Below are 4,149 nucleotides of genomic sequence, written 5' to 3'. Positions count from 1 at the left end.
TTTAAGGTGTATGATTATGTCCAGACAATACACCTTAAAATAAATATCGGTGGACTTTCCTACACCTTAAAATAAATATCGGTGGACTTTCCTACACCTTACGGTGGACTTTCCTACACCTTAAACAAAAAACCGATTTTAAAATTTGCGTAAAATAGGGGTAAAATAGGCGTTTCAATCCGTATAGAACGCGTTTCAAGAGGAATATTTTTTGATTACTAGCACGTAATAGTACTAATATATTTATAAAGAAAAGCTTGAGTACTAAGTACATGTGGGGGTTCGCAAAAATTAAAACAAAAAAAAGAGCCTAACGGCTCTTGCGCCCCTTTTTGCCTAACGGCAAAAACCCGCGCCCCCCACCCTGTTTTGAGCCGGCTCACGCCGGCGTTGCCACATCGGCAAATTTTCACCGGCTCACCGGGTATAGCCGCGACAGCCGATAGCGGGATTAAGGCTGGATAAGGGATGGGCGATTGGCTAAATGCGCCGGCAATGCCGGCGCTATTCTCCGAAAATTTGCCCATAGACGCACGAGGAAGCCCCTAGAAGCGGTTCTACCGCTTCGTGCCGTGGGTTTTAACCTGAAACGCTTAAAAGGGCTTGTAGGCTTGTTTTTCGCGGGTTTTTGAGATATTATCAAGCGTGGACAAACAAGATATTGCGGATATTAAAGCGTTGCTGCAGCAAATAGCCGATAACACGAAACCGCCGCACTTGGTGTGGCGAGTATTTATTGCTATCGGAACTATAGCGACAGCGGCAAGTATAGTCAGTATTTTTGAGTTTGTTAGAGACTTTTTTGCCAAATAGGAGCGATTTATGAACTATTTCCCGCTTTTTACTGCGGTTATCTTTGCCGTGATCGCGGCTGTTAGTTTTTACGCGGCGCATCTTGCCAGGCGTACTTAGCAGTCAAGTTTGTCGATTTCCGGGATTTGCTAAACCGGTAGAGCGAATAAAGCACGATTTGCTAAACCGGTGTACTATTTGGCCGGAAGGTTAAAAATTTTTCCGCCGGCGCGGATGCGCCGCGCAGAACTGAAAATTAGCGGGTATAAAAATACCTCTGAACGCCATCGGGCGCAATAGCGCCAATCCTCGTGCCATTATCGCCCCCTGCTGTGTGATTTTTGCCGCGATGCGCTAGATTGTTGTTGTGCTATCCGCTCGCGCCTGTCGGTTTCGGCGCGGGCGGCTTGTACCTCCGCGACAATGAATTTCAAATTGTAAAATTCAGTTTTTTTGAAAAATTCCTGTTGGCTGGTCTGAATTTTTTCAAAAATATCCGGCCTGTGTTTTTTTTGAATATTGCCGAGTTCTAAAATCTCTTTTGCCGCTTTTTTAGCGTCAACCAGCGACACTTTCTCTAAAAGTTCCCGCTCATCTTTTAATTTTATGCCGTCTTGTCTGAATTTTTCCTGTATTTCCGGTAAGTGTTTTTTTATTGCAAAAATAAGGGAAATCTGTTCGCTTTCTAAAATTTGTTTTTCAAGTTTTGGATGTTTTTCCGCCCATTCGCTTTTAGGCATTTCAAGAAATTCTATTTCTTTTGTTAGTAACTGTTCGGCGGATTCAAGTTGTTTTAGTTGTTCGGGTTCTACGGGGATTTGTTCTTGCTGTCCGGCAAATTTGCCGCGTTTTATATTTATAGCGGCTTTCATTTTTGTTTTTTGTTCGTTTGTGAGATGTTGTGAACTTTCTATGGCTTGTTTTTTTCTTTCAAGCCGTGTAGCGTATTTTCCTTGATGACGCTGTGGCTCGCGGTCTATTCCTTGCTCTTTTAGCGACCGGCAGTCTATTTCTATCAGTGGTGGCTTTGGAGCAATCCGTTGGGCGACATACAACTTTTTTAATTCGGAGTTTGCGCAAATTTCCCAGTATTTTCGGACTTTAAGAAGAAAATCCTTGTCGTTTGCTTCCCTGTCTTTTTCTCCCCAGCCTTTTGATGTTAATTTTCTTGTCGTTATCATAATGTGGGCGTGTTCGTTTCTGTTATCGCCATTTCGGTCAGGTTTATGTATCGCGTAATCGCATACTAAACCCCTGTTGGTGAACATTTTACAAAAATTTTTTACGGCTAATTCTCCGTTTTGTTTTAGTTCATAGGGTATTGCTACATCAATTTCGCGGGCAAATTGTGAATTCTTCCGGTTCTCTTTTTCTTGTACTCTGTTCCAAAGTTCCTCGCGGTTTTTTGCCCATTCCGGCGTATCAATGGGTGTTAAAATCGCGCTAGATACCGCTTTGGTTTTTCGCGTGTAATCGCACTCTACCCCTGTGCTCCGGTCAACCAATCGGCTGGTTGAACGATAAGCGGCGGCGGCTACCGCCGATTGTCCGGCGCTACGCCCTATTATCTGGGCGTGCAAATGATAAATAGCCATAAATGCTATACGGCATAAAGTAATCTAACTTTATGCCGGGCAAGCGGGCTTTAGCCTGCTTGCTACAGGGGTGTCGGGGGTGTAACCCCTGACCGCACACAAACTAGGTCTATATATAGTATATATATAGACCTAGTTTGTATAAGTGCGCTATTAGCATAGAATAGCATATATCGCTATTCTATGCTAGGGGTAGTATGCTGACTTGCCTTGTTCGGCAAGTCAGCATACTACCCCGTGATGGCGGTCTTATATCCGCCATCACAGCGGCTTGCAAAGCCGTGCGCAAAGCGCTATCCTGTAAGCAGGAGGACTTTATGAAGTCGGTAGATGAATTAAAACAAGAATACGCCGTTAAACTCGCGGCTCTAAAAAAAGAAAAATCTGAGGCTCTAAAACGTGCTATGGAACGCGAACGCAAAAAACTTTCTCTGGAAAGTAAAAAAAACCGCAAATTAGACGCGCATTTGAAAATTATACTCGGCGGTTATATCTTAGCGGACATTAAACAAAGAAAAGACAAAGTATTGCTAGGCAAAATAGCTGAAACACTTAAAAATGATGATGACAAAAAATTGATTTTGTCTGTTTTATCATCAGAGGGAAAATAGAGACTTCTAAAATTCCATTTTCACAAATTTTAGGGCGTCCCCTCGTTTTCGCACCTCGCTTTTCGCGGTCTCCCCCGCTTTTTTTGTGTTGCTTTTATATGCGCCCTAACTGCATTCAGTCCGGCTTGCCGCGCCAGCGGCTCTAGCAATCGCGGGTGCTCGGCAAAAAGGCTTTGCTGTATGCGGGTTTCTTTTTCCAAATCGTAGGCAGGTTGGTAAATGTCCCGGTATTGCTCTATAAGCGTGTCCTCAGTCAGTTCTTCCGGTGTAGTCTTGTTTGCCGGCTTTTCTTTGCCCGGCGTGTATAGCGTAACATCAAAACGGATTAAGTCGAGTTTTACGCCTTGCCCCCGCTTAAATGGTGCTATATCTATTCTAACCCCTATATCTGCGTTGTTTAATTCCTCGATGGGCAGTTTTATAACGTTTCGCTTAAATTCCTTAACTGCCTTGTATTTCGATTTAGGGATGGCAAGTTTTTCCCTGATGTCGGCCAGGCGCATTTCAAACCAGTATTTACCGGGCGGGTTTCCGTCTTTTCCCGCTTTGCCCTTCCACGACATAGCCCATTCGTAAAAACGGATGGCGTACTTGGATTGGAGTTTTCCCAAAACATTTAACTCTACAGTTGACCAGCCTTTGAATTCTTTCAGCGTTTCCCAAAGTTTAGGATTGAACTCCATAACGACAGTGTCCCACTGGTAAAGCGCCGGCGGGTTTTTTACGGTTTTTGCGTTGTCTTCGTGATAATTTAATTTTGAGACGTGCGTTTCCCTGTCGGGAATAAAGACTATGTATTTTCGCAATGTACATTCGGAAAGCCACGGAAATTTTTGAAGTTCGTCGCCATCGGGGCTCTCTATTTTGAGAACGCTGGATGCGCATTCGTCGCTGGCGTTCAAAATGAGCCGGTTTGTGTTCGTTCCGCGCTCAATTCCAAAGGTTTTGAAAAAATCGCTTACGGAGAATTTGACGCGGTAGTCTTCCGGAGTTTTAGGCTCTTTTGGCAGCCGCGCTAACGCCATTGCCAGCATCCGCTGGGCGTTTGTGCTCAGGTCGAATATCGACCGCAGCAAGGCGTTTTTTTTGACCGCATACTCAGGGATGTATCCGGGACGTTCTTCAGGGTAATTTGTGTTCATAATGAGCAT

General features: G+C 44.3%; 3 protein-coding genes. 1 reads left to right on the top strand and 2 read right to left on the bottom strand.

Annotated features, from left to right (window positions below):
• Nucleotides 1-1,109: 1,109 nt before the first annotated feature.
• On the bottom strand, nt 1,110-2,387 hold the full coding sequence (gene mobQ / locus CFPG_RS05250; protein WP_012572986.1) for a MobQ family relaxase: 1,278 nt from the start codon (nt 2,385-2,387) through the stop codon (nt 1,110-1,112).
• 197 nt (nt 2,388-2,584) lie between these two features.
• Between mobQ and CFPG_RS05125 the strand changes: the two genes are divergently transcribed.
• The gene (locus CFPG_RS05125) at nt 2,585-2,998 is read left to right on the top strand and encodes a hypothetical protein (protein ID WP_012572985.1); all 414 of its coding nucleotides are present in this window, start codon (nt 2,585-2,587) and stop codon (nt 2,996-2,998) included.
• Nucleotides 2,999-3,027: 29 nt separating this feature from the next.
• Here the strand turns inward: CFPG_RS05125 and CFPG_RS05120 are convergent, their stop codons facing one another.
• Nucleotides 3,028-4,140, bottom strand: a complete 1,113-nt coding sequence (locus CFPG_RS05120; RefSeq protein ID WP_265348103.1) for a replication initiation protein — start codon at nt 4,138-4,140, stop codon at nt 3,028-3,030.
• Between the last annotated feature and the right edge of the window lie 9 nt (nt 4,141-4,149).

Origin of the sequence: Candidatus Azobacteroides pseudotrichonymphae genomovar. CFP2 (genome assembly GCF_000010645.1) — a bacterium.
Classification (GTDB): domain Bacteria; phylum Bacteroidota; class Bacteroidia; order Bacteroidales; family Azobacteroidaceae; genus Azobacteroides; species Azobacteroides pseudotrichonymphae.
Note: the sequence above shows the minus strand (reverse complement) of the source record. Positions and strands in the feature narration are given on the sequence as shown.

What these genes read in the sequence shown, in the direction of transcription:
- mobQ (WP_012572986.1), bottom strand. Translation starts at nt 2,387, where the DNA reads ATGGCTATTTATCATTTGCACGCCCAGATAATAGGGCGTAGCGCCGGA.
- CFPG_RS05125 (WP_012572985.1), top strand. Translation starts at nt 2,585, where the DNA reads ATGCTGACTTGCCTTGTTCGGCAAGTCAGCATACTACCCCGTGATGGC.
- CFPG_RS05120 (WP_265348103.1), bottom strand. Translation starts at nt 4,140, where the DNA reads ATGAACACAAATTACCCTGAAGAACGTCCCGGATACATCCCTGAGTAT.